The following is a 25413-nucleotide window of genomic DNA, read 5'->3' on the forward strand; positions in this document are numbered from 1 at the left end:
CGCGGCTGTAGACGGATTTGGACCAGTCGATCAGCGCCAGCACATTGCGATGGGCAATCGCCACGCCCTTGGGCTTGCCGGTGGAGCCGGAGGTGTAGATGACGTAGGCGAGGTTGTCTGGCGTGACTTGGGTTATCGGTGCACTGAGTGGGTACTGCCCCAACTCGATCCGATCCAGCATCAGCACGGCGGTTTCAGCCGGCACACTCAGCGTCGCCGCCGCCTGTTCAGTCAGCAACACCCGCGCACAACTGTCGTCGAGCATGTAGGCCACGCGCTCGGCCGGGTAGTCCGGGTCCAACGGCACGTAGGCGCCACCGGCCTTGAGCACTGCCAGCAAGGCGATCAGCAGGTGTTCGGAACGCGGCATCGCCACGCCGACGCGCACTTCCGGGCCTACACCCAATTCGATGAGTTTATGGGCCAGGCGATTGGCGCGACCGTCGAGCTCGCTGTAGCTCAGTTGGGTGTTGGAGAAAGTGACGGCCAGGGCATCTGGCATGGCTTCAACTTGACGAGCAATCATCTGGTGGATGCACAGCCCTTGGTCGAACGGCGCGTCCACAGGGTTCCAGTCATGGACCAGGCGCTGATGCTCATCGAACGCCAGCATCGACAGTTCACCCAGGCAGCGCTCGCCGCCATCGGTCATCTGGCCCAGCAACTGGGCCAGATGCGTTGCCAATCGCACCACGGTGGCGGGTTCGAAGCTCGCCCGCTGGTAGCTCATGTGCACCGACAATTGACGGTCCAGGCCCACCAGCAGCGTCAACGGGTAGTTGGTCTGTTCCTGGGTGAGCGGCGGACCAAAGCGCAAACCGTCCGGCGCGCCCTGCTCCAGGGCCTGGGCAATCGGATAGTTTTCGAACACCAACAGGCTGTCGAACAGCGCTTCCCCGCCCTGCCCGGCCCAGCGCTGGATGTCCAGCAACGCGGTGTGCTCGAATTCGCGCAGCGCCAGGTTTTGCGCCTGCACCGCTTGCAGCCAACTGTCCAGGGACTGCCCGGCCTGTGGGTTGGCGATCACCGGCAAGGTGTTGATGAACAGGCCAATCTGCTGTTCGATGCCCGGCAGGTCCGCCGGACGACCGGCCACCGTCGCGCCAAAAGCCACGGTGTCTTTGCCGGTGTAACGCTGCAACAGCAGCAGCCACGCGGCCTGCACCAGCGTGTTGACGGTGACTTTCGAGGCACGGGCGAAGGCTTCCAGGCGTCGGGTCAGCGTCTCGTCCAGGACCTGCACATGGTCGCCATAACCGGCGCTGGCCGCCTGCGGTTTCGCCATGACGTCCGCCAGCCGTGTCGGCGTCTCCAAGCGTCGCAGCGCAGGCGTCCAGAACGCCTCGCTGGCGGCGACATCCTGGCGTTGCAGCCAGGCGATGTAATCCTGATAACGACTGCCATGAACGGTCACGGGCTGACCGCTGTAGCGTTGCAGCACTTCGCCGAGCAACTGCGAGTTGCTCCAGCCGTCCATCAGGATGTGATGGTGGGTGTAGATCAGGTGGTAGCGCTGCTCGTCGAGGCGCACGATCACCAGTCGCAACAGGGCCGGCGCACCCAGGTGCAGTTGCTGGCGTTCGCCATCGGCCAGGGCCTGCAAGCTCTGATCGCGCTGTGGATCGGCCCGCAGGTCATGCAAGCTGTAAGGCAGCGCCAGGTGTTTACTGACCACCTGCACCGGCCCCGGCAAATCCCCCTGCCAGACGAACCGCGTGCGCAGGATGTCATGGGCGTCCACCGTTGCCTGCCAAGCCTGGCGGAAGCGTTCCGGATCCAGCCCCTCGACGTCCAGGCGCAGTTGGTTGATGTAATCGCCGCTGACGTCACCGTAGACCGCATGGAACAACATCCCCTGCTGCATCGGCGACAGCGGATACAGGTCGGCGATCTGCGCCGTCGCCACCGGCAGCCCATCCAGTTGCTGCTGGTCCAGGCTCGCCAGGGGGAAGTCCGACGGCGTCACAGCGCAATGCCCGTCGTCACAGCAATGCTCGATCAGCCCTTGCAGCTCACGGGCGTAATCGTCGGCCAGGGCCTGGACGGTGGCTTCGTTGAACACCTCGCGGCTGAAGGTCCAACCCAGGTTCAGCTCGCCGCCGAACACCTGCCCGTTCAGGGCCAGGACATTGGACAGCGGCGCCTCGGCGTTCAGCTCATCGCCGGCCGACTCGCTGGCCGGCACGAACAAGGCGCCGTCGGCCTCATTGAAACTGGCGTCGAACTGGCCCAGGTAGTTGAACGTCAGGCACGGTGTCGGCAGGCGCGCCAAAGTCCCCCGCACCGCGTCATCGCCCAGATGGGCCAGGACCCCAAAGCCCAGGCCCTTGTTGGGAATCGCCCGCAGTTGTTCCTTGATCTGCTTGAGGGAATGCCCCAGGTCCGCCACCGGCGTGAGCCTGGCCGGGTACAGGCTGGTGAACCAACCGACGGTGCGGGTCAGGTCCACGCCTTCGAACAAGGCTTCACGGCCATGGCCTTCGAGCTGGATCAGCGCGCTGTCGGCGCCGGTCCAGCGCACCATGACCCGGGCCAATGCGGTGAGCAGCAGGTCATTGACCTGGGTGCGATAGGCCTTGGGCGCATCTTGCAGCAACTGGCGAGTCAGTGACGCATCGAGTCGGCTGCGCACGGTCAGCGCGAGACGGTTCTGCTGGCCTCCCTGTGGATTGTCCATCGGCAACTGCCCATCGACGCCATCGAGCTGCGCCTGCCAGTACGCCAGCTCTTCCTGCAACGGCGCGCTGCCGGCATAGCCTTGCAGGTGCTCGGCCCAGGCCCGTGCCGAAGTGGTTTTGGGCGGCAACTGCAAGGCCTGGTCGCTGGACAACTGACGGTAGGCGCTTTGCAGATCCTCGAACAGAATCCGCCACGACACGCCGTCCACCACCAGGTGGTGAATCACCAGCAACAGCCGCTGGCTGCCATCGGCCAGCGTCGCCAATACCGCGCGCAGCAGCGGCCCGTCTTGCAGGTCCAGGCTGCGTTGCGCTGCGTTGGCAAGGTTTGCCAGGGCCTGGGCATCTGGCACGTCCGCCAACCAGAGCAGGTCTTCGCCGTGGCTGGCTGGCGAACGGTAACGTGCCTGCCAACCCTCGCCCGCGTCGGTAAAGCTCAAACGCAGGCCATCGTGATGCACCACCAGCGCGTTCAAGGCGTGCTCCAGCACCCGCGCATCGAGTCCTTGTGTCGGCTTGAGCATCACCGCCTGGTTCCAGTGCTGACGCTGCGCGATCGCCTGTTCGAAGAACAGCCGTTGTATCGGCAACAGCGCTAACTCACCGGTGACCGGCCCTTGATCGACGGCTTGGGTGGTTTCGCCCAGACGTGCCACCGCCGCCAGCGCCTCGATGGTCTGGTGCTGGAACAAGTCCTTGGGGGTGAAATGGATGCCGGCCTGACGTGCACGGCTGACCACCTGGATCGAGACGATGGAGTCACCGCCCAGTTCGAAGAAATTGTCCCGCAGGCCCACTTGCGCGAGCTTGAGCACATCCTGCCAGATCGACACCAGTTGCTGTTCCAGCGTGCTGCGCGGCGCCATGTAGGTTTGCTGCAATTGACTGACGTCAGGCTTGGGCAGGTTCTTGCGGTCGAGCTTGCCGTTGGGGGTCAGCGGCAGGCGTTCGAGCACTAGCAAGTAGGCCGGGACCATGTGCGCCGGCAACGTCGCCTTGAGTTGTCCACGCAGGTGCTCGGCGAAACCCTCCCGCACCGGTTCATCGGCCACCACATAGGCGACCAGGCGCTTGCCGCTGCCAGCGGCGCCTTCCTGGGCCACCACCACCGATTCACGCACGCTGTCCAGGGCTTGCAGGCTGGCTTCGACTTCACCCAGTTCGATGCGGAAGCCGCGGATCTTCACCTGGTTGTCGATACGGTCCAGGTAATCGAAAGTGCCATCGGCGCGTTGGCGCACCAGGTCGCCGGTGCGGTAGAGCAAGCCGCCGCTGCAGCTGAACGGGTCGGCGACAAAGCGCTCGGCGGTCAGGCCCGGACGCTTCAGGTAACCCCGCGCCAGCCCGGTGCCACCCAGGTACAGTTCGCCGGCCATGCCCTGGGGCAGCAGGTTCAAGTCGGCGTCGAGCACGTAGGCGCTGCGGTCGCCGATGCGGCTGCCGATGGGTGCATAGGCGGCGCCACAGGTCACGTCACGACCGGCTTTCCAGATCAATGGGGTGACCACGGTTTCGGTCGGGCCATAGCCGTTGATGATGAAGTCCGGATCGAGGGCGCGCTTGACCCGTTCGAAGCTGGCGTTGGGCACCGCATCGCCGCCGAAGCAGTAGATGCGCACCTTCGGCGGGTTGCCCTCGCGCTCGGCGTGCTCGGCCAGTTGTTGCAGGTACACCGGCGGGAACGCCACTACCGTCACGCCGTGCTCGCGCATCGCGTTGTAGGTCTGTTCCGGGGTCCACAGGCTGTCGTCGCGAATCAGCAGCGAAGCACCGTGGGTCAGGCTGGTGAGCCAGCGCTCATGGGCACCGTCGAAGGCGAACGACATGAAATGGAATTCGCAATCACTGTCGCGCATCTCGTAGCGCTCGCCGATGGCCTGGCAGTGCATCGCCAGCGGACCATGGGCCACGCTGACACCTTTGGGGTTGCCGGTGGAACCGGAGGTGTAGATGACGTAGGCCAGGTTCTGCGGATCGATACGCACGGCTGGGGCGTTGCTCGGTTGCAGGCTCAGGTCCAGGCGATCGAGTTCCAGCAACTGGGCGGCGCCTGCCAGGGGCAACTGCGCCGACACTCGGGAGTCGGTGAGCAACAGCGCCAGCCCGGAATCTTCCATCAGGTACGCCAGGCGTTCGCGTGGGTAACTGGTGTCCAGCGGCACATAGGCCGCGCCAGCCTTGAGCACTGCCAGCAGCGCGACGATCACCCCTTCGCTGCGCGGCAGGGCCACACCAACGCGGGTTTCCGGCCCCACGCCACGGGCAATCAAGGCGTGGGCCAACTGGTTGGCGCGCCGGTCGATGTCGCCATAGCTGAAACGCTGGCCGTCGAAGATCACCGCCGTAGCCTGGGGCTTTTGCGCCGCCAGATGGGCGATGCGCTGATGCACGGCGATGTCGGTCGGGTACGGCTGCGCAAGGTTGGCGGCCTGTTGCCGGGCCTGTTCCTCGGCGCTGACCAGGGCGATTTGCCCCAGGTTGCGCACCGCCGACTCGGCGAAGCGTTCCAACAGCTGCAACAGATGCGCGCTGATGCCTTCGATGGCCGCAGGGCTGAAATGTGCCCGGTCAAAACTGTAGTGCAGCGCCAGGGTCTGGCCGAGGGTCACGGCCACGCTCAACGGGTAATGGGTTTGCTCCAGGTGAGTGACTTCGCCAAACACCGCGCCCTGCCCGGCACCTTCTGCCAGGGCCTGGGCAATCGGGTAGTTCTCGAACACCAGGATGTTGTCGAACAGCGCCTCGCCGCCCTGCCCGGCCCAGCGCTGGATGTCCGCCAATGGCGTGTGCTCGAATTCCCGCAAGCTGAGGTTCTGCGCCTGCACGGCTTGCAGCCAGGCACCGACCGACTGGTCCGGACGCGGCGCGGCGATCACCGGCAAGGTGTTGATGAACAGGCCAACCTGTTGCTCGATGCCCGGCAGATCCGCCGGACGCCCAGCCACGGTGGCACCGAAGGCGACGCTGTCATGGCCGGTGTAGCGTTGCAGCAGCAACAGCCACGCCGCTTGCACCAAGGTGTTGAGGGTGACTTTCTGTTGGCGGGCGAATTGTTCCAGGGCCTGGGTGCGAGAAGCGTCGAGGGTCTGGAAATGGTCGCCGTGGCCGCTGTGGATTTCGCCGACGGATATGACGCGCGCCAACCGGGTTGGCTCTTGCAGGGTTGCCAACTGGTCGGTCCAGAACGTCTCGCTCAGTTGAGCGTCCTGGCGTTGCAGCCAGGCGATGTAGTCGCGATAACGCCCGACATTGGCCTTGGGCAAGCGACCGCTGTAGCGCTGCAGGACTTCGCCGAGCAGTTGGGCGTTGCTCCAGCCGTCCATCAGGATGTGGTGATGGGTGTAGATCAGGTGCCAGCGCTCGGCCTCGGTCTGCACCAGCACCAGGCGCAGCAATGGCGCCTGGGTCAGATCGAAGCCCTGGCGGCGCTCGGCCTCGGCGCGCTCATTCAAGGCCTCGGCGAGGTGATCGCGCCCGCGCCAATCGAGGGCCGTGAACGGCAACTCGACTTGTCGACGGACGATCTGCAACGGCTGCTCAAGGTCGCCCTGCCAGACAAAGCCGCTGCGCAAGATTTCGTGGGCGTCGAGGGTGGCCTGCCAGGCGTCAGCGAAGCGCTGGGCATCGATGCCCTGGACGTCCACCCGCAACTGGTTGATGTACTCCCCCGCCGCCTGCTCGTACAAAGTGTGGAACAGCAAGCCCTGCTGCATCGGTGACAGTGGATAAAGGTCGTCCAACTGCCCGGCGGGCACCGGCAGGCTGTCGAGTTGTGCCTGGCTGATGCGTGCCAGGGGAAAGTCCGATGGCGTGGCCTGCGGCGTTTCCAGCGCGCAGCAGTGTTCGATCAACGCACCCAGTTCGGCGAGGTAGTCAGCGGCCAGTGTCTCGATGGTCTGGTGCTTGAACAGCCGCTCGCTGAAACCCCAGTTCAAGGACAGCTCACCGCCGTAGACCTGGCCTTCCACCGTCAACCAGTTCGCCAGCGGCGCCCGGGCATGTTGCGCCGCGCCACTACCTTCGCTGGACGGCACGAACAGCGCGCCGTCGTCGAACTGCCGGTCGAACTGGCCCAGGTAGTTGAAGGTGATACGCGGTGCCGGCAAGGCCGCCAGTTCGGCACGCACTTCAGGTTTGCCCAGGTAGCGCAGCACGCCGTAGCCCAGGCCCTTGTCCGGGACGGCGCGCAGTTGTTCCTTGATGGCCTTGACCGAGGCACTCAACGCCGGCGCCGGGCTGAGGCTGACCGGGAACAGGCTGGTGAACCAACCGACGGTACGGGTCAAGTCAACGCCATCGAACAGGTCTTCGCGGCCATGGCCTTCGAGTTGGATCAGCGTGCTGCCCTGGCCGGTCCAGCGGCAGATCGTACGGGCCAGCGCGGTCAGCAGCAGGTCGTTGACCTGGGTGCGATAGGCCTTCGGCGCCTGCTGCAGCAGTTGACGGGTCTGTTCGGCGTCCAGGCGCACCTGGACCTTGCGCTCGTCACGGGCCTCCAGCAGCCGCTCGGGGTAATCACACGGCAAGCCGTTGCCCGCTGGCGCATTGCCCTGGGCGCGCCAGTAATCGAGGCTGTCCATGAAGCCATCGAGATGCCCGTGCAGGTGCGCGGCCCATTGCCCATAAGCGCTGGTTTTGGCCGGTACCTGGATCGCCTGACCGGCCTGCAATTGGCTGTAGAACTGTTGCAGATCGTCCAGCAAAACACGCCACGAAACACCGTCCACCACCAAGTGATGAATCGCCAGCAGCACGCGCTGGCTGCCATCGGCCATGTCCACCAGCAAGGCCCGCAGCAGCGGCCCGTCTTCCAGGTCGAGGCTGCGCTGGGCGTCGTCGCACAAGGCGTTGAGCTGTTCCACCGACGTCGCCTGGCGCTGCCACAACAGGCTGACCGCCGACGGCTCGGCATAGGCTTGCTGCCACTCTCCGTTCACTTGGATAAAGCGCAGGCGCAGGCTGTCGTGGTGCTCAGTCAAACGGGCCAGGGCCGATCCCAATGCCACGACGTCGAGGCGCTCGCCAGGCACCAGCAACAGCGACTGGTTCCAGTGTTGCCGCTCGGGAATGTCGCGCTCGAAGAACCAATGCTGCACCGGCGTCAACGGCACCTCGCCGCGCGCCAGGCCCTGATCGATCCCATGACTGTCACCCTGGCGCGCTACCAGTGCCAGGCTGCGCAGGGTCTGGTGTTGAAACAGCGATTTGGGATTGAGCACGATCCCGGCCTGCCGCGCACGGCTGACCACTTGCATGGAGACGATGGAGTCGCCGCCCAGCTCGAAGAAGTTGTCTTCCAGGCCGATGCTGTCGAGGTTCAGCACGTCCTGCCAGATCGCCGCGAGGGCTTTTTCCAGCGGACTGCTGGGCGCGACAAATTCGCGTTGCTGCTCGCTGCCATCAATGGCCGGCAATGCCTTGCGGTCGAGTTTGCCGTTGGGAGTCAGCGGCAGTTGCTCGAGGAACACCAGGTAGGCCGGCACCATGTAATCCGGCAGGTGTTCGCGCAGCGCGGCCTTGAGGGTTTCGCGCACTTGCACCTGGGCCTCGACCTGGGTCAGCACCGTGGCGTCGCTCGGGACGATGAAGGCCACCAGTTGCTGGCCGTGTTCGCCGTCCTGGGCCAGCACCGCCAGCTCGCGCACCTGGGGTTGTTGCAGCAGCCGCGCTTCGATTTCCCCCAGTTCGATACGGAAGCCGCGGATCTTTACCTGATGGTCGATGCGGCCGACGTACTGCAAATTGCCGTTGGCCTGATAACGGGTCAGGTCACCGGTGCGGTACAGGCGTTCGCCGGTTGTGGAGAACGGGTTGGGCACGTATTTTTCGGCGGTCATCGCCGCCCGACCGAGGTAACCACGGGTGATGCCCGCGCCGCTCAGGTACAGCTCTGCGGAGACGCCTTGGGGGACTGGTTGCAGATCAGCGTCGAGCAGGTAGCTGGCGGTGTGCTTCAGGGGCCGGCCAATGTTCGCCGTGCCGCCGGCGGTGCGGCGGGTCCAGGTGGAATAGGTGGTGTCTTCCGAGGGGCCATAAAGATCGTACACATGCTCGATCCCTTGTGGGAGTGAGCCTGTGGGAGCAAAGCCTGCAAGAGTAGAACCTGCAGGAGCACTACCTGTGGAAGCAAGGCCTGTGGGAGCAAAGCTTGCTCGCGATGGCGGTAGGTCAGTCACACATGGGCCAGCCGATAGGATGCTATCGCGAGCAAGCTTTGCTCCCACAGGCTTTGCTCCCACAGATTCTGACTCTAGAGGCTTAGCTTGCACCGGCCCAATCCCACAGGGGGGGTGCTGATAAAGCGCGTCAACCAGGCTTTGCTTCAGGGGCTCACCGGCCAGGTTGATGATGCGCACACTGGCCGGAATCTCATCGCTGCGCAACAACGCGGCAATCGCCGAGGGCACGGTGTTGATCAGGCGCACCTGATCCCGGGCCGGCAGGTGCGGCAGTTCCAGGGCATTGCGCGCGATGATCAGCGAACCGCCGTTGGCCAGGGTCACGAACAACTCCCACACCGACAGATCGAAACACACCGACGTGGAGGCGAGTACACCCTGGATGTCATCGCGGCTGTAGACGGATTTGGACCAGTCGATCAGCGCCAGCACATTGCGATGGGCAATCGCCACGCCCTTGGGCTTGCCGGTGGAGCCGGAGGTGTAGATGACGTAGGCGAGGTTGTCTGGCGTGACGCTGCTGTGCGGTGCGCTCAATGGATAGCGTGAAAGATCGAGCTGGTCGAGCATCAGCACGGCGGTTTCAGCCGGCACGCTCAGCGTCGCCGCCACCGCCTGTTCGGTCAGCAACACCCGCGCACAACTGTCGTCGAGCATGTAGGCCACGCGCTCAACCGGGTAATCCGGGTCCAACGGCACGTAGGCGCCACCGGCCTTGAGCACTGCCAGCAAGGCGATCAGCAGGTGTTCGGAACGCGACATCGCCACGCCGACGCGCACTTCCGGGCCTACACCCAGTTCGATGAGTTTATGGGCCAGGCGATTGGCGCGACCGTCGAGCTCGCTGTAGCTCAGTTGGGTGTTGGCGAAGGTCACCGCCAAGGCATCTGGCATGGCTTCAACTTGACGAGCAATCATCTGGTGGATGCACAGCCCTTGGTCGAACGGCGCGTCCACAGGGTTCCAGTCATGGATCAGGCGTTGGTACTCATCAGCTTCAAGCAACGGCAACTCAGCGACGAGCGCGCGGCTGTCGGCAACCATGCCTTGCAGCAGTCGCGTCCAGTGCCGGGCCATGCGCTCGACCGTGGCGGCGTCGAACAGATCGTTGGCATAGGTCAGCGCCGCGTGCAGCTTGCCGGCCTTTTCCCAGGTGTCGAGGGTCAGGTCGAACTGCGTGGTGCGGCTCTGCCATTCCAGCATCGACAACTCCAGCCCCGAGGCCGTGCGAATACTGGCGATGTCGGCCACTTGCGGCTGGTGGTTGTACATCACCTGGAACAGCGGTGTGTGGCTGAGGCTGCGCTCCAGTTTCAGGGCTTCCACCAACCGTTCGAACGGCAGGTCCTGATGGGCCTGGGCGCCGAGGGCCGCTTCCTTGACCATGTGCAACAACTCATCGACACGGGTCTGGCCGCCGAGCTCGGTGCGCAATACCTGGGTGTTGACGAAGAAACCGATCAGCCCTTCGGTTTCCGCGCGGTTGCGGTTGGCGATGGGCACGCCGACGCGGATATCGGTGTGGCCGGTGTAGCGATGCAACAGTACGTTGAACGCGCCGAGCAGGAGCATGAACAGGGTGATGTTGTGCTGCTGGGCGGTGGTGCGCAGTTGCTCAGCTAGCGCCGGCTCCACGGCAAACTCGAAACGCGTGCCGCGATAGCTGGGCATCGCCGGGCGCGGGTGATCGATGGGCAGTTCCAGCACGGGGTGTTCATCGCCCAGTTGCGCCTGCCAATACGCCAGTTGACGCGCCTGCTCACCGGCCTCCAGCCAGCGCCGCTGCCACAGGGCATAGTCGCTGTACTGGATCGGCAAGTCGGCCAGTTGCGGCGCCACGCCCGCTTCATGGGCGTCGTAGCAGCGGATGAACTCGTCGATCAGCACATTCATCGACCAGCCATCGGAGACGATGTGGTGCAAGGTCAGCAGCAGCACATGTTCCTGTTCATCGAGCGTGAGCAATTCGACCCGCAGCAAAGGGCCGCTGGACAAGTCGAAGGGCCGCATCGATTGTGCTTCGGCGGCCCGGCGCACCGCCTGCTCGCGTTCGGCAGCCGGCAAGGCACTGAAGTCCTTGCGCCCGATCGCCAGTGCCGTGCTGGAGGGCACTTGCAGGAGGCTGTCGTCGGCCTGGCGCTGGAACACCGTGCGCAGGGTTTCATGCCGGGCCACCAGGCTGGCGAAAGCTTGCTCCAGCGCCGGCAGGCTCAACGCGCCCTTGAGCCGCACCGCTCCCGGCAGGTTGTAGGCGCCACTGCCCGGCTCCAGTTGCCAGAGAAACCACATGCGCTGCTGGGCATAGGACAAGGCCTGGCGATCCTCGGCCTCGACGCCCTGGGGGATGGGAAAACCGCTGAACTCCACGCCCTCCTTGTCCAGCGCGGCCAGGAACATCCGGCGCTTTTCCAGGGGCAACCCGATAAACCGGCGAGCAAGTTTCAAGGCGTCTTCAGCATTCATTTCTGGGGTATCCGGAATCAGTGGGCACAAGGCACAAAGGCAAGTCGTCCCTATAAAACGAATGCAGACCGGAAAAATTAGCGTTTGAGAATTTGTGTCAGGAAGAGAGGTTCTGATCGTTCCCACGCTCTGAGTGGGAACGCATCCGGTGACGCTCTGCGTCACACAGAGGACGCAGAGCGTCCGGGGCGGCATTCCCACGCAGGAGCGTGGGAACGATCGTCACGGGCCCAGTGGATCAGGCGCTGATGGCCAACCCATGCCGCCGATGATGCACGCTCAACTGATCCTTGATCAGCCGCAGCACCTTGGCCTCGTGCTCATGAATGAAGAAGTGCCCACCGGCCAGCATGTCCACCGAAAAGCTGCCCGTGGTTTCCTGGCGCCAGCCAATCAGTTGCTCCGTGGTGGCCTTGTCGGTGGTGCCGCCGAGCACATGCACCGGGCAGTTGAGCGGTGGTCGCAGCCGCGGCTGGAAACGTCCGCACAGCAGGAAGTCGGCCCGCAGGACCGGCAAGGTCAGGGCCATCAGCTCTTCATTGGCCAATATCTCTTCGCTGGTGCCGTTGAGGGTGCGCAGTTGCTCGATCAGTTCAGCGTCGGTTTTCGGCTCGGCGAAACCGCGGTCATAGTCGGCGCGCATCGTCGGCGCTGCGGTGCCGGACGCAAACAGCGCCACCGGTTCCGGGCAGCCGAGCTCACGCAGGGCATGGCCGATCTCGCAGGCCAGCAGCGCGCCCAGGCTGTGGCCGAACAAGGCGTAAGGGGCCTGGAGCGTCGCGGACAGTTCCCGCGCCAGTTGCATCGCCAACAGCCCCATGTCGGTGTGCAGCGGCTCGTCGAAGCGCGCCCCGCGCCCCGGCAGTTCCACCGGCTGCACGTGCAGCCATTGCGGCAACTTGCGCCGCCAGCGGCTGTACACCATCGCGCTGGCGCCGGAATAAGGCAGGCACAGCAGGGTCAGTTGGGTCACTGCGGTTTTCTCCGATCGGTCGTGTAAAGAAGATAACGAAATCGTAACCCACCGATTTAGTCAAAACCGTGACGTTCGCTACGAGATGACAGCACCTTGTGGGAGCAAGGCTTGCCCGCGATGAACGATAACGCGGTTCATCTTCCCACCCGACCTTATACTGGCGATACCTCGAACACTGCACCACACAGGAGAACGCCATGGGCTGGTCCGCCAAGCAATACGTCGCCTTCGAACAGGAACGCACCCGTCCGTCCCGAGACCTGCTCGCCGCCATTCCTCCCACCCAGGCCGGCTCGGTGATCGACCTGGGTTGCGGCCCGGGCAATTCCACCGAGCTGCTGGTGGAACATTTCAACAGCGCCACGGTGCGCGGCCTGGACAGTTCCAGCGACATGGTCGACGCCGCACGCAAACGCCTGCCCGCCGTGGCGTTCGACACCGCCGACATCGGCCAATGGGATGAACCCGGGCCGTTCGACGTGATCTTCGCCAACGCCGTGCTGCAATGGCTGCCCGACCATGCCACCCTGCTGCCCTCGCTGGTGGGCAAACTCGCCCCCGGTGGCAGCCTGGCGATCCAGATGCCCGATACCCTGCACCAGCCCTCCCACCGCCTGATGCGGGAAATCGCAGCAAGCGGGCCTTGGGCCAGCCAACTGGCCGGGGCGGCTGATTCTCGGACCGAGGTGGAGGACGCCAGCACCTATTACGCGATCCTCAAACCCCACTGCAGCCGCGTCGATGTGTGGCGCACCACCTACCATCACCCCCTGGCCGGTGGCGCCGCAGGCGTGGTGGAATGGTTCAAGGGCAGCGGCTTGCGGCCGTTTCTCGAACCTCTGGATGAGACGCAACGCAAGCAGTATCTGGCGCAGTACCTCAAGGCGATCGAACAGGCTTATCCCACCCTGGAGGATGGAACGGTGCTGCTGCCGTTTCCCCGGGTGTTCATGGTCGCGACGCGCTAGGGCGACGGTCGATGACGCGGCGATGGGGGCTAAATTTCTGCTCCAGGCCCTCGTTACCTGCTAAGACCAAAAACCCGCAAGAGTGACCGCCGTGGACCTGCAAACCATCCTGGGCAAGCTGTTCGCCAATGCCGGCGCCGTAGGTATCGAAGGCGTCTTCCAATTCGTGTTCGGCCCGCACCAGGCCTACTGGTCCGAGGTCAAGGCCAGCAGTCGCACCCAGGCCGGCCGCCACAGCAGCCCCGACGTCACCATCGAGGTGGCGGAAAAGGACTTCCTCGGGATCATGGCGGGCCTGGCCAATGTCGAGGAACTGTTCGCCAGCGGGCGCCTGAAGATTGGCGGCAACATGGGCCTGGCGACGCTGCTGCCGCAGATCATCGACCATGCCCGACATGGCGGTGGCGTGGTGGAAAAGGTCGATATGAACAAGCGCTACCCCACCCCGTCGCGCTTCAGCGAAAAACTCACCGCCAGCCTGCCGCCCCAACGCAGGGTGGAGCGTCGTCCCCGCAGCGAGCTGTCGGTACAGGAGTTTCAAGCGCGCTATCTGCCCCACGGCATTCCGCTGGTCATCAGCGATGCCTTGCAGGACTGGCCATTGTTCAAGCTCAGTCGCGAAGAATCCCTGGTGCATTTTGCCGAGCTGCAAGGCATCACCCGCCACGGCGACTACGTGAAGAAGACCTTCTCCACCGAGCGGGATTTCCGCTCCACGTCCATGGCCGACTTCATCGCCTCCCTCGACAGCCCGGCGACCAAGGGCGCCGACGGCGAACCACCGGCCTACATGGGCAACAACATCCTGCCGGCGCAACTGATGGAGCAGATCAAGTACCCGCCCTACTTCGACGCCTCACTGTTCATCCCACCGCGCATCTGGATCGGCCCCAAGGGCACCCTGACGCCGCTGCATCGCGACGACACCGACAACCTGTTCGCCCAGGTCTGGGGCCAGAAAACCTTCACCCTCGCCGCGCCTCACCACCGCGAAGCCCTGGGCACCTGGTCCACTGCGCCCCAAGGCGGGTTGGACGGCTGTGATTTCAACCCGGACGCGCCGGACTACCAACGCTTCCCCCACGCCCGCGACGTGATCTTCATGCGCGTGACATTGGAGGCTGGGGATTTGCTGTTTTTGCCGGAAGGTTGGTTCCATCAGGTGGAGTCGGTGTCTACGTCGTTGTCGGTGAATTTCTGGGTGAATTCGGGGCGAGGTTGGTAACAGCCGGTCTGAAGCAACATTCTTTGTGGCGGGGTAATTGTGGGAGCAAGGCTTGCCCGCGACGAAGGCAATGCGGTCTTTCAGAAATCGAGTCGCCTGTTTCGCGAGCAAGCTATGCTCCCACAGTCCCCTTGCCACAGGTTTGTGTTTGAATCTGGAATATGAAGACCGCTTCACCCAAATGAACTCTGCACGCCTCACGCCAGTCAGCAGGTAAGGCCCTCAATTCAAGGTGCTAGACCATGCAGATATCCCTCGCCCGACAGGTTGCCCTGGTCACCGGCGCCAGCTCCGGCATTGGCGCAGGCGCGGCCAGGGCGTTGGCAGATGCGGGTGCCGCGGTGGTACTCAACTACCACTCCAGCGCCGGCCCGGCCGAAGCGCTGGCCCGTGAAATCAACGCCACCGGCGGCCGCGCCATCGCCGTCGGGGCCGATGTCTCGAAGGAGCCGGACGTCGAACGGCTGTTCGCCCAGACCCTCGAAGCGTTTGGCGCGCTGGACATCCTGGTCGCCAACTCCGGCCTGCAAAAAGACGCCGCCACCGTCGACATGACCCTGGAAGACTGGAACACCGTGATCGGCACCAACCTCACCGGCCAGTTCCTCTGTGCTCGCGCCGCGCTGCGAATTTTCACCCGTCAGGGCATTCGCCGGGGCGTGTCCCGGGCCGCTGGCAAGCTCATTCACATGAGTTCGGTGCACCAGCGCATTCCCTGGGCGGGCCACGCCAATTACGCTGCGTCCAAGGGCGGGGTCGATCTGCTGATGCAGAGTCTGGCCCAGGAAACCAGCCACCAGCGCATCCGCATCAACAGCATCGCCCCCGGCGCCATCCGCACGGCCATCAACCAGGATGCCACCGAGGGCGAGCAGGGACAGAAACTGCTGGAGCTGATTCCTTACGGTCGCGTCGGCGATGTGGAGGACGTCGCCAACGCGGTGGTCTGGCTGGCCTCGGACTTGTCCGATTATGTGGTGGGCACCACGCTGTTCATCGATGGCGGGATGAGCCTTTATCCGGGGTTTCGCGGCAATGGCTGATCATGACGAACCGCAAAGCCCCATCGAGAACCACGGCATCATCGGCGACATGCGCAGCGCCGCGCTGGTCAATGACCGAGGCAGTGTCGACTTTTTCTGCTGGCCGGAATTCGACAGCCCATCAATCTTTTGTTCGCTGCTGGATACGCCGGAGGCGGGGATTTTCCAACTCGCGCCAGACCTGCCGAATGCCCGCCGCCAGCAGATCTACCTGCCCGACACCAACGTGCTGCAAACCCGCTGGCTGAGCGACGGCGCCGTGGTGGAAGTCACCGACCTGCTGCCCATCGGTGACAGCGAGGATGATTTACCGGTGCTGATGCGCAAGGTGCGCATGACCGTCGGCAGCGCGACGTTTCGCATGCGCTGCGCCGTGCGGCATGACTACGCCCGGGCCGCCACCACGGCGCGCCAGGACGCTGCCCACATCTGTTTCGAGGCGCCGGGACAACCGAGCCTGCGCTTATGCTCCGACCAGCCCATGACGCTGGACGGCAATGCGGCGATGACCGAGTTCACCCTGACGCAGGGCCAGAGCGCCGAATTCCTGCTGGGTGGCATTGACGATCCGCGCCTTCAGGACGATGTCAGCGCGATCTGCCTGGAACGCACCCTGGCGTTCTGGCGCGGCTGGATCGCTCAGTCCACCTACCGGGGACGCTGGCGGGAAACGGTCAACCGTTCGGCCCTGGCGCTGAAGCTGCTGACCTCGCGCAAACACGGCGCCATCCTCGCCGCCGCCACTTTCGGCCTGCCGGAAACCCGCGGCGGCGAACGCAACTGGGATTATCGCTATACCTGGATCCGCGACGCCTCCTTCACCGTCTACGCGTTCATGCGCCTGGGCTTCGTCGAAGAAGCCAACGCCTACATGCGCTGGCTCCGTGGGCGGGTCAGTGACTGCTGTGATCAACCGATCAAACTCAACATCCTCTACGGCCTGGACGGCAGACTGGAACTACCGGAAACCGAGTTGCCGCACCTGAGCGGCTTCGGCAACGCCCGACCGGTACGCATCGGCAACCTGGCCTACAAACAGGTACAGTTGGACATTTTCGGCGAGCTGATGGACGCGGTGTACCTGGTCAACAAATACGGCGAAGCCATCTCCCATCAAGGCTGGAAACACACCGTCGACGTAGTCGACCAAGTGTGCAAGGTCTGGCAGGACAAGGATGTGGGTATCTGGGAAATGCGCGGCGACAAACAGCATTTCCTGCATTCGCGGCTGATGTGCTGGGTCGCCGTGGATCGCGCCATCCGCCTGGCCGAAAAACGCTCCCTGCCCGCCCCGTTCGCCCGCTGGGACGAAACGCGCCAGGCCATCTACCAAGACATCTGGACAAATTTCTGGAACGACGAACACCAGCACTTTATCCAGCGCCTGGGCAGCACCGCCCTGGACGGCTCGATGCTGTTGATGCCGCTGGTGCGCTTCGTCAGCGCCCGCGACCCGCGCTGGCTCTCGACGCTCGACGCCATCGAAAAAGACCTGGTGCGCGACGGCATGGTCTATCGCTACCGCAACGACGACAGCCCCATCGACGGCCTCAGCGGCATCGAAGGCTCATTCGCGGCCTGCTCATTCTGGTACGTCGAATGCCTGGCCCGCGCCGGCCGCGTGGAAAAAGCCCAGCTGGAGTTCGAACAACTGCTGCGCTACGCCAACCCGCTGGGACTCTACGCCGAAGAATTCGACAGCCACGGCTACCACCTGGGCAACACTCCCCAAGCCCTGACCCACCTGGCGCTGATCAGCGCGGCGAGCTTCCTGGATCGCAAGTTGAGCGGGGAGAAAACTCATTGGCAGCCGTGAACCGGGCTGCCCTTCAGACTGAGCACAGTCCCTGTGGCGAGGGAGCTTGCTCCCGCTGGGTTTGTGATCGTTCCCACGCTCCCGCGTGGAAACGCCGCCAGGGACGCTCCGCGTTCCGCTCTGGAGGGTGACGCAGAGCGTCACGGGATGCATTCCCACGCAGAGCGTGGGAACGATCATGGTGTACTGGCTATTGTGTCGACTCAGCCAGTTCGAGGTCATCCAGCGCACGATTGGCCAACAACTTGGCCAGCTCGATCAACTGCTGAATCCCCAGCGCAACATGCCGCACCAGTGTGATGAGGGAATTTATCCCGCTGGGCTGCCCCCTGTAGGAGCTGCCGAAGGCTGCGATCTTTTGATCTTTCACTTGAGACTCAAGGGGCTGGGGAAAGATCGCAGCCTCGTTGCACTCGACAGCTCCTACACAACTCCTACGGCCCCATTTATCACCACGCCCCGTTAAGAAGTTGCCAGCCCCCCAAACCCCTCCTAAGATCGATGCTCTCACGGGTGCAGCGGAGCTGCCCGATAAAAACCCGACTCAAGGATCTGACATGACCCATATCAAACGCCCCATCACCACCCCACCCCGAACAGGCCTGACCCGCGAAGACCTCTGGGAGGGCCAGGACCGGGGCCTGATCAAATGCTGGGAAATCGGCCGCGACCGCGGGGTGAAGTTTCCCGAACTGGCGCAACGCTGCCTGGCCGGTGAATTGCCTGTGCTGGGCTGGAAAGGTGGCGTCAGCCGCAGCCTGAAGAAAAACGAAAAATTCGGCTGCCTCAAGTACCTCGCCCAATGGCAGGGCCTGCGCGGTGAAGACCTGGACATCGACCTGACCCAGGAGCGCACCCTCACCTGTTCCAGCACGAACATGATCGTGACGTTTACGCCGGATCGGGCCAAATACGTGAACCAGGAACCCGCCTGATCGCAATCGGGCAATGCCGGAGGCCAACATGAACCTCGATCCCAAGGTCAACTTCGCCGTGACGCCGCTGTTACGCATCGCCTACGAAGAACACGGTCCCGCCAGCGGCGAACCCATCATCCTGCTGCACGGTTTTCCTTACGATCCCAGGGCTTTCGATGAAGTCGCGCCCGCCCTGGCCGAGCGTGGATACTGGGTCATCGTGCCCTACCTGCGCGGCTACGGCCCGACCCGGTTCAACAACCCGGCCATCTTGCGCTCTGGCCAGCAAGCGGCACTGGCCCAGGACCTGCTGGACCTGATGCACGTACTCTCCATCCCCCAGGCGGCGCTGTGCGGCTACGACTGGGGCGGCCGGGCGGCGTGTATCGTCGCGGCGCTGTGGCCCGAGCGCGTTCGCTGCCTGGTGACTGGCGACGGCTACAACCTGCAGAACATCCCACGTTCCAAGCAGCCGCTGGACCCGGAAACCGAACATCGCCTGTGGTACCAGTACTATTTCCACACGGCGCGGGGTGTCGAGGGCCTGACCCGGAACCGACGTGAACTGTGTGAATTGCTCTGGCGCCTGTGGTCACCGACCTGGAAACGTGGCGCCGAACTGTATCCCCTCAGTGCTGCGTCGTTCGACAACCCGGACTTCGTCGACGTGGTGATCCACTCCTACCGTCATCGCTTCATGTACGCACCGGGCGACCCGACGCTGGAGTGGATGGAGGAACGGCTGGCGGCACAACCGGCCATCAGCGTGCCGAGCTTTTCCCTGTGCGGTGCCGACGACGGCGTGGGGCCAGCGCCGGAACACGATGAAGACGCCGAACACTTCACAGGTTTTTATGAGCGCCGCGTGCTGGCCGGTGTCGGCCACAACATCCCACAGGAAGCCCCCGAGGCCACGCTCAAGGCATTGCTGGATCTACTTGAGGGCTGACGGCGAACCGCTCGCGATAGGCCTGTGGCGTCACCCCCATGGCCCGCAAAAAGCTGCGGCGCAAGGTTTCCTCACTGCCGAAGCCACACTGCACCGCCACCCGCTTGATCGACACAGCGGTGTCGGACAACAAGCGGCGAGCGGTTTCCAGGCGAATCAACTCCACCGCCCGCGCCGGAGTCTGGCCGGTGTCGGCGCGGTAGTGCCGCACAAAGCTGCGTTCGCTCATGCCGACCTCGGCGGCCAGGCTCGACAGGCCCAGGTCACGGGTGAGGTTTTCGGCGATCCAGGCATGCAGGTCATCAAACCGACTGCCTTGCTTTTGCAGCGACAACGTCACGCTGAACTGCGATTGCCCGCCGGGACGCTTGAGGAACACCACCAGGTGCCGGGCGACCTCCAGCGCCACCGCGCGGCCCAGGTCCTCCTCCACCAGCGCCAAGGCCAGGTCGATGCCGGCCGTGACCCCGGCCGAGGTCCAGACCGGGCCATCGTTGATGAAAATCGGGTTGGGTTCGACCCGCAATTGCGGATGCTGCTCGGCCAGTTGTTCGCAGCGGGTCCAGTGCGTCACCACGCGCCGCCCGTCCAGCCAACCGCTGGCGGCCAGCAGGAACGCCCCGGTGCACACCGACGCCACCCTTCGCGAACGCAGGCCGTGCTCTTTGACCCAGGCCACCAGCGCCGGATCCTTCGCCGCTTCGTACACGCCCCAGCCACCGGCGATCAACAGCGTGTCGCTGCCTTCGCTCGGCAGCGGCTCGGCTAACAGCGCCAACCCTGCCGAGGACATTACCGCCCCGCCCCCCACAGCGATGACCGTGGGCGTGTAGGGCAACGGCAGGCCTTGCTGGCGAGCCAGGTCGTTGGCCGAGGCAAACACTTGCAAAGGCCCGGTGACATCCAGCACTTGCACGTTGGCGAAGGCCAGCACATGAACGGTTTTCGGTGGGTTGGGCATATTGGCGTGATTCGTGGGTTTATTGGCGTATACGCCAGAGCCTACGGATCTAAAGTAAAACCGTCCACCCCTCGGGCATCATCCAAAGGAGCACGCGACATGACGCTGCAGATCGGTTTGCTGTTATTCCCCCAAGTCCAGCAGTTGGACCTGACCGGCCCTTATGACGTACTGGCCTCGTTGCCAGACGTGAAGGTCCACCTGATCTGGAAGGACCTGGCGCCGGTCACTGCCAGCACCGGGCTGGTGTTGTTGCCCACCACCACGTTCGAGGACTGCCCGAAGCTCGACGTGATCTGCGTCCCCGGCGGGACCGGCGTCGGGCCTCTGATGGAAGACGAGCAGACGCTGGCCTTCATCAAGCGGCAGGCCGCCGAGGCGAAATACATCACGTCCGTGTGCACCGGTTCGCTGGTGCTGGGTGCGGCGGGCCTGTTGCAAGGCAAGCGCGCCACCACCCATTGGGCCTATCACAGCCTGCTGCAAACCCTGGGCGCGACACCGGTCAAGGATCGCGTAGTCCGCGATGGCAACCTGCTCACCGGTGGCGGCATCACGGCCGGGATCGATTTTGCCCTGACCCTGGCCGCCGAACTGTTCGACCAGGACACCGCCGAACTGGTCCAGCTGCAGCTCGAATACGCCCCTGCCCCACCGTTCAACGCCGGCAGCCCGGACACTGCACCAACGCGCGTCCTGGAAGAAGCCCACCGGCGTACCGCAGAATCGTTCCGGGTCCGCTCGCAGATTGCCCAACGTGCTGCGGCGCGGTTGGAACTGGTGTAACGCTAAGTCCCAACCAGGCATGACTGTGCTGTGCTGTGCTGTGCTGTGGGAGCAAAGCTTGCTCGCGAAACAGGCGCCTCGATTTCTAAAAGACCGCATCGCCTCTATCGCGGGCAAGCCTTGCTCCCACCCAGCCAACCGTGGATTCATCACCCTTCCTGGCAATACAACACCATCCCCGCGTGATACAGCACCCCCTCACGAAAATCCCCATCGGCGGTGAAACCGGTGTCGTCGTGGTATTCGATATGGTCGTCCTGCAACCAGTAGTCGCCCTGGTACGCACTCTCACGCAAACCCCGCGCTTCGTCATAGCGTCCGCCCGGCAGCAGCCGATGGCGAATCACGCCATCAGCCGTCACCCACAGGCCGACAAATTTGTCCTGGTCTCCAAAGGCCTTTCTCATGGGACATCTCCTGTCAGGTAAAACGCGGTTCAAAACGGGCTGGCGGTGGGGCGCACGATCAGTTCGCTGACGTCCACATCCGCCGGTTGTTCGATGGCGTAGGCGATCGCCCGGGCGATGGCTTCGGCCGGAATGGAGATCCTGCGGAACTCGCGCATTTCGGCACGTCCACCTTCATCGGAAATGCTCTCGGCCAGTTCCGATTCGGTCACGCCAGGGGAAATCACCGTCACGCGCACATCTCCCCCGACTTCCTGGCGCAAGCCCTCGGAAATCGCCCGCACGGCAAACTTGGTGGCGCAATACACGGCGGCAGTCGGGCTGACGGCGTAGGCGCCGATGGACGCGATGTTGATGAACTGGCCGCTGCGCTGGCGCTGCATCAGCGGCAAGCCGGCGGCGATGCCGTGGAGCACGCCACGGATGTTGACGTCGATCATGCGGTCCCACTCCTCGACTTTCAGCGCCTCGAGCTTGGAGAGCGGCATGACCCCGGCATTGTTGATGATCACGTCGACCCGACCGAACCGCTCGACAGCAAAATCGATCAGGTGCTGGACATCGTCGCGGCGGGTCACGTCCACCGCTTTGCAGACAGCTTGCTGGCCGGCGGTTTCGAGTTCCTGCACCAGCGTTTGCAAACGATCGATGCGCCGGGCGCCAAGCACGACACGGGCACCGCGAGCCGCGAGCAACCGCGCCGCCGCTTCACCAATCCCGCTGCTGGCGCCGGTGATGACCACTACTTTGTTTTTAATATCGGACATGATGGTTTCCTCGTCTGGATGTGTTGGCCCCGGTGGGAGCGTTTTGACAGGTCCAGATTAGGGAACCGACCGAGGCCGGGGTTAGCCGGATCCTCCTGCGCACTTGCACGATCCTGTGGCGATAAAACCGACTCTGGCCGACAGCCGTGCAATCGGCTTTACTAGCGCGGTCCACTCAATTTGGCCTGGGAGATTGATCGGCATGTCGGTATCCACGTCCATCCACATCGCGCCAGACGACGGCGTCAGCCAGCGCCGCACCGAATTAGCGAGCCTGATGAAGCGCTTTGCGCCGGAATATGGCGTCCACCCTACGGCCATCGAGGCCTTGCACCTGATCCGTAGCGACCAGCCGACCGAAGCCCTGCACACCGTGCACAAGCCTGGTTTATGCGTGATTATCGAGGGGCGCAAGGAAGTGCGCCTGGCGGACGAATGCTACGTGTATGACCCGCTCAATTACCTGGTCGTCTCGGTGACCCTGCCGCTGGCCGGCCAGGTGATTGAAGCCAGTCCTGAACGCCCCTACTTGTGTATCCGCCTCGACATCGACCCGGCACAGATCTGCCGCCTGATGGCCGACGCCTGCCCTATCGGCGTGCCGGCCGAAAGAACCGGACGCGGGTTGTTCCTGGACCGTATCGATGCGCCATTGCTCGACGCGGTGTTGCGCTTGCTGCGACTGTTGGACAGTCCGGACGATATCGCCACCCTCGCGCCTTTGGCCCAACAGGAGATTTTCTACCGACTGCTGCGTGGCGCCCAAGGCCAGCGCTTGCACGAAATCGCCATTCCTGACACCCAGACCCATCGCATCAGCCGTGCCATCGAGTGGCTCAATACCCATTACGCCGAACCGTTTAGCATCGACAGCCTGGCACAAATGATCAATCTCAGCCCTTCGGCGCTGCATCACCGCTTCAAAGCCGTGACTGCCATGAGCCCGCTGCAATATCAGAAACAACTGCGCTTACAGGAAGCCCGACGGTTGCTGTTGGCGGAGAACAGCGACGTTTCGTCAATTGGCTACAAGATGGGGTATGAAAGCCCTTCGCAGTTCAGCCGTGAATACAGCCGTCTATTTGGCGCCTCCCCGAGCAAGGATATCGCTCGTTTGCGCGCCCAGGCGCTGCAAGCCAGTAGCGCCTGATCCTGCACACAAACAGGATCAGGCAAAACCAGGGCAGTATCCGTCTAACGCCCGCCCCCGCCTCGCCCCTAATCTGAACCCATGCAGCAAGACAACCATCGCCGCTGCAACGGGTTCAGCAGATCACGACATCTGAACGACCCGGCACTCAACCCTTGATATGACCGGAGTCTTTACCATGAAAACGCTCAACACCTTGATCGCCGTTACCACCTTCGCCCTGAGCGCCAGTGCGTTTGCCTTGCCGAGCCAGCAGCAGGACCGTTTCTTTACCCAGGCTAGCGATTACCAGCAGCCTGTGGCCGCTGATGGTGCGGATCGGACGCCTGGGGGCCAGACCCTCGCTGCCGATGGCGCGGACCGGACGCCTGGGGGCCAGGCTCTCGCTGCCGATGGTTCCGACCGCACCATGACCCGGCAGTTGGCATGATCAGGCTACTTTTTCACAGACGAAAAAAAACCCGCCTAGGCGGGTTTTTTGAGGACCAATTTGACTCCCTGTCCGGCATTCCATGCCTGGTCCAATCATCCATGACCCCGAGCACTCCCTGTACCCAGTGGATGAACATAGATTAGGCCCATCGGTATCTTGGAAAAAGACGAGAAAGCAGCAACGGCGTGTAAGCGTTTCGCTATAGGACCTTCCCGGATTTTTTGCGGGCGAAAAAAAACCCGCCGAAGCGGGTTTTTCCAAGACCATTACGACTCCCTGTCGATAGCTTTCCTTGCAAGGTCGATCGTCCCTGATCCTGAGCACTTCCTGTGCTTCAGTGGATGAGTCCAGATTACGCCTCGGATCCAAAACGAAATAGACGACATAGCTACCATCTCGTGTAAGACATTCGCTATACCGCTCCCCTCCGAAAACCCTTAGCCCCTCAGCAGCCCCCGATCAAGACTTGCTCAGGAAGGCTTCAATATTGGCCATTTGCTCGTCCCAGCCACGGCTGTCCATGCGAAAAGCCTTGAGCCGGCGAGCCTCGGGAATGTTGTTGAAACCCGACTCCACGACTTTGAGCAAGGTACCGCCATCCATGTCTTCGAGTTCGAATAGCACCCGGGTTTCGGACTCTTGAGAGTAATCCACCTGCGGCTCGACAGCGTAAGGATGCCAGCGAAACGAGAACACCCGCTCAGGCTCCACCCGCTCCACGGCTACGTCCCAGATGAGATGCTCGTAACCTGGATAAGTGATTTGCCCCTGGGTACGCTCCCCTGCCACAAACCGTTTCCCCTCAAGGGCGACACCGAACCATTGGCCGAAAGCTTCGGCATTGGCCAGGGCTCGCCAGACATGAGAGCGCGGAGCCTTGAGCAGGATCTTTCTTTCAATGCGGTCGGATGAATGCATGAGTCACCTCCTGTGTTTCAACAGTAGGCTTGTAAGACCACAAGGCCAACCAGAAAGTTGTATCAGGATCACCTTCTCTAAAACTCTATGGAGCGATGTAAACTCACCCGGCGTTTTCACCCCCCTCAAGGAGAGACCAAACATGTCCCCGCGCTTGCTTCTGGCCCTGATGCCGCTGCTTTTCGTCACCGCTGCTCAGGCCGACGACTGTGCCGACGCCACCACTCAAGGCGAAATGAACCAATGCGCAGCCAAAGAAAACAAGGCCGCCGACAACGAGCTGAACAGCTTGTACAAGCAGATCACGGCACGCCTGAAGGACAATCCGGAGGCCAAGCAGATGCTGGTCAAGGCGCAGCGTGCCTGGATAAGCTTCCGTGACGCCGAATGCAATTTCTCCGCCTCCGGGGTCGAGGGCGGTAGCGTCTACCCGCTGATCTACAGCAACTGCATCACCACCCAGACTAAGGCCCGGGTCGAGGCATTCAAGAACTATCTCAAGTGCAAGGAAGGGGATCTGAGCTGCCCGGTACCCGAGGCTTAAGGGCCGGATGCAAAAAAGGATGACCTCTACAGGTCATCCTTTTTTTGGCCAACGATTTTTATTTCAGGCAAAAACAAAACCCCTACCTGCGTCAGCAGATAGGGGTTTCGGAATTTAATCTTGACGATGACCTACTCTCACATGGGGAAACCCCACACTACCATCGGCGATGCATCGTTTCACTGCTGAGTTCGGGATGGGATCAGGTGGTTCCAATGCTCTATGGTCGTCAA

The 25413-nt window shown here is 63.2% G+C and carries 16 protein-coding genes, 1 rRNA gene and 1 pseudogene; 10 read left to right on the plus strand and 8 right to left on the minus strand.

Annotated elements, in window-relative coordinates; all coding sequences use genetic code 11:
* Both F7R20_RS31185 and F7R20_RS31190 read right to left on the minus strand, forming a co-directional pair.
* Positions 1 to 11320, minus strand: an 11320-nt coding sequence (locus F7R20_RS31185; RefSeq protein ID WP_151180630.1) for a non-ribosomal peptide synthetase, incomplete at its 3' end; no start/stop codon positions are given.
* A gap of 238 nt (positions 11321 to 11558) precedes the next feature.
* Complete coding sequence (locus F7R20_RS31190; RefSeq protein ID WP_003203977.1) at positions 11559 to 12293, minus strand: thioesterase II family protein; 735 nt, start codon at positions 12291 to 12293, stop codon at positions 11559 to 11561.
* 200 nt (positions 12294 to 12493) lie between these two features.
* Here F7R20_RS31190 and tam point away from each other — a divergent pair, with 200 nt between their 5' ends.
* The 4 genes from tam to F7R20_RS31210 all read left to right on the plus strand — a co-directional run bounded on the left by tam (position 12494) and on the right by F7R20_RS31210 (position 17348).
* Positions 12494 to 13264, plus strand: a complete 771-nt coding sequence (gene tam, locus F7R20_RS31195; protein ID WP_003203979.1) for a trans-aconitate 2-methyltransferase — start codon at positions 12494 to 12496, stop codon at positions 13262 to 13264.
* Between the two features lie 91 nt (positions 13265 to 13355).
* Entirely contained in the window at positions 13356 to 14489 is a 1134-nt protein-coding gene (locus F7R20_RS31200; RefSeq protein WP_013693943.1) for a cupin-like domain-containing protein, read from the plus strand.
* Between the two features lie 242 nt (positions 14490 to 14731).
* The gene (locus tag F7R20_RS31205) at positions 14732 to 15532 is read left to right on the plus strand and encodes an SDR family oxidoreductase (RefSeq protein WP_003203983.1); all 801 of its coding nucleotides are present in this window, start codon (positions 14732 to 14734) and stop codon (positions 15530 to 15532) included.
* Positions 15525 to 17348, plus strand: coding sequence for a glycoside hydrolase family 15 protein (locus tag F7R20_RS31210; RefSeq protein ID WP_003203985.1), 1824 nt, complete (start codon positions 15525 to 15527; stop codon positions 17346 to 17348). The genes F7R20_RS31205 and F7R20_RS31210 overlap by 8 nt, the downstream gene beginning before the upstream one ends.
* A gap of 190 nt (positions 17349 to 17538) precedes the next feature.
* Here F7R20_RS31210 and F7R20_RS32440 read toward each other — a convergent pair.
* Positions 17539 to 17637, minus strand: a pseudogene (locus F7R20_RS32440) (DUF6124 family protein); the annotation flags it as partial.
* A gap of 268 nt (positions 17638 to 17905) precedes the next feature.
* Between F7R20_RS32440 and F7R20_RS31220 the strand changes: the two are divergent.
* Entirely contained in the window at positions 17906 to 18283 is a 378-nt protein-coding gene (locus F7R20_RS31220) for a hypothetical protein (RefSeq protein ID WP_013693946.1), read from the plus strand.
* Between the two features lie 28 nt (positions 18284 to 18311).
* Complete coding sequence (locus F7R20_RS31225) at positions 18312 to 19214, plus strand: alpha/beta fold hydrolase (protein WP_003203991.1); 903 nt, start codon at positions 18312 to 18314, stop codon at positions 19212 to 19214.
* On the opposite strand, the gene F7R20_RS31230 is transcribed toward F7R20_RS31225, so the two are convergent.
* Positions 19183 to 20175: a GlxA family transcriptional regulator gene (locus tag F7R20_RS31230; protein ID WP_003203993.1), complete on the minus strand. Its 993-nt coding sequence runs from the start codon at positions 20173 to 20175 to the stop codon at positions 19183 to 19185. The two genes, F7R20_RS31225 and F7R20_RS31230, sit on opposite strands and share 32 nt — an antisense overlap.
* A 99-nt stretch (positions 20176 to 20274) precedes the next feature.
* On the opposite strand from F7R20_RS31230, the gene inhA reads away from it, so the two are divergent.
* Complete coding sequence (inhA, locus tag F7R20_RS31235) at positions 20275 to 20961, plus strand: isonitrile hydratase (protein ID WP_003203995.1); 687 nt, start codon at positions 20275 to 20277, stop codon at positions 20959 to 20961.
* Positions 20962 to 21110: 149 nt separating this feature from the next.
* On the opposite strand, the gene F7R20_RS31245 is transcribed toward inhA, so the two are convergent.
* Both F7R20_RS31245 and F7R20_RS31250 read right to left on the minus strand, forming a co-directional pair.
* Positions 21111 to 21368, minus strand: a complete 258-nt coding sequence (locus tag F7R20_RS31245) for an Atu4866 domain-containing protein (RefSeq protein ID WP_003203997.1) — start codon at positions 21366 to 21368, stop codon at positions 21111 to 21113.
* A 29-nt stretch (positions 21369 to 21397) separates the two neighbouring features.
* Positions 21398 to 22135 (minus strand): SDR family oxidoreductase, encoded by a 738-nt coding sequence (locus F7R20_RS31250; protein WP_003203999.1) that lies wholly within the window; start codon positions 22133 to 22135, stop codon positions 21398 to 21400.
* A gap of 202 nt (positions 22136 to 22337) precedes the next feature.
* Here F7R20_RS31250 and F7R20_RS31255 point away from each other — a divergent pair, with 202 nt between their 5' ends.
* Together F7R20_RS31255 and F7R20_RS31260 are read left to right on the plus strand one after the other, a co-directional pair.
* Entirely contained in the window at positions 22338 to 23285 is a 948-nt protein-coding gene (locus F7R20_RS31255; RefSeq protein ID WP_003204001.1) for an AraC family transcriptional regulator, read from the plus strand.
* A 178-nt stretch (positions 23286 to 23463) separates the two neighbouring features.
* Positions 23464 to 23715 carry a hypothetical protein gene (locus F7R20_RS31260; protein WP_003204009.1) on the plus strand — a complete coding sequence of 84 codons (252 nt, stop codon included), beginning with the start codon at positions 23464 to 23466 and terminating at the stop codon, positions 23713 to 23715.
* Positions 23716 to 24177: 462 nt separating this feature from the next.
* Here F7R20_RS31260 and F7R20_RS31265 read toward each other — a convergent pair whose 3' ends face one another.
* Entirely contained in the window at positions 24178 to 24636 is a 459-nt protein-coding gene (locus tag F7R20_RS31265) for an SRPBCC family protein (protein WP_003204010.1), read from the minus strand.
* A gap of 142 nt (positions 24637 to 24778) precedes the next feature.
* Between F7R20_RS31265 and F7R20_RS31270 the strand changes: the two genes are divergently transcribed.
* Positions 24779 to 25180, plus strand: coding sequence for a lysozyme inhibitor LprI family protein (locus F7R20_RS31270; protein WP_003204013.1), 402 nt, complete (start codon positions 24779 to 24781; stop codon positions 25178 to 25180).
* Between the two features lie 118 nt (positions 25181 to 25298).
* On the opposite strand, the gene rrf is transcribed toward F7R20_RS31270, so the two are convergent.
* Positions 25299 to 25413, minus strand: a 5S ribosomal RNA gene (rrf, locus tag F7R20_RS31275).

Source organism: Pseudomonas brassicacearum subsp. brassicacearum, assembly GCF_008801605.1.
Lineage (GTDB): Bacteria > Pseudomonadota > Gammaproteobacteria > Pseudomonadales > Pseudomonadaceae > Aquipseudomonas > Aquipseudomonas brassicacearum.

Coding starts and splice junctions, on each gene's coding strand:
- F7R20_RS31245 (WP_003203997.1), bottom strand. CDS start 21,368: ATGAGAAAGGCCTTTGGAGACCAGGACAAATTTGTCGGCCTGTGGGTG.
- F7R20_RS31255 (WP_003204001.1), top strand. CDS start 22,338: ATGTCGGTATCCACGTCCATCCACATCGCGCCAGACGACGGCGTCAGC.
- F7R20_RS31260 (WP_003204009.1), top strand. CDS start 23,464: ATGAAAACGCTCAACACCTTGATCGCCGTTACCACCTTCGCCCTGAGC.
- F7R20_RS31250 (WP_003203999.1), bottom strand. CDS start 22,135: ATGTCCGATATTAAAAACAAAGTAGTGGTCATCACCGGCGCCAGCAGC.
- inhA (WP_003203995.1), top strand. CDS start 20,275: ATGACGCTGCAGATCGGTTTGCTGTTATTCCCCCAAGTCCAGCAGTTG.
- tam (WP_003203979.1), top strand. CDS start 12,494: ATGGGCTGGTCCGCCAAGCAATACGTCGCCTTCGAACAGGAACGCACC.
- F7R20_RS31205 (WP_003203983.1), top strand. CDS start 14,732: ATGCAGATATCCCTCGCCCGACAGGTTGCCCTGGTCACCGGCGCCAGC.
- F7R20_RS31230 (WP_003203993.1), bottom strand. CDS start 20,175: ATGCCCAACCCACCGAAAACCGTTCATGTGCTGGCCTTCGCCAACGTG.
- F7R20_RS31220 (WP_013693946.1), top strand. CDS start 17,906: ATGACCCATATCAAACGCCCCATCACCACCCCACCCCGAACAGGCCTG.
- F7R20_RS31270 (WP_003204013.1), top strand. CDS start 24,779: ATGTCCCCGCGCTTGCTTCTGGCCCTGATGCCGCTGCTTTTCGTCACC.
- F7R20_RS31210 (WP_003203985.1), top strand. CDS start 15,525: ATGGCTGATCATGACGAACCGCAAAGCCCCATCGAGAACCACGGCATC.
- F7R20_RS31225 (WP_003203991.1), top strand. CDS start 18,312: ATGAACCTCGATCCCAAGGTCAACTTCGCCGTGACGCCGCTGTTACGC.
- F7R20_RS31265 (WP_003204010.1), bottom strand. CDS start 24,636: ATGCATTCATCCGACCGCATTGAAAGAAAGATCCTGCTCAAGGCTCCG.